This window comes from Paenibacillus sp. SER-28 (assembly GCF_052906305.1).
On record NZ_JBRECM010000073.1, the window covers coordinates 1 to 275 of the forward strand.

At 44.7% G+C, this 275-nt stretch carries 1 protein-coding gene; it reads left to right on the forward strand.

Annotated elements, in window-relative coordinates; translation table 11 throughout:
- Positions 1-275 (forward strand): condensation domain-containing protein (locus ACUYLD_RS25690; RefSeq protein WP_446676242.1); only part of this gene is annotated, 275 nt, incomplete at both ends.

Sequence of the window (275 nt, forward strand, 5' to 3'; positions counted from 1 at the left end):
GTACGGATTCACAGTGAGAAAGATATGACGTTTGCTGCGTTAATGAAGCAGATACAGGAGCAGGCACTGGCTTCCCGAGCCTATGAAACCTATCCGTTGTATGAAATTCAGGCCCTGACTGAGCAAAAGCAGGATCTGGTAAATCATATTATGGTGTTTGAAAACTATCCAGTGGAACAGCGTATGGAGCACATGGGTAGCCGTGACACGAACGGTTTTACGATTGCCAATGCTTCAATGTCAGAGCAAACGAACTATGATTTCAACATTACGGT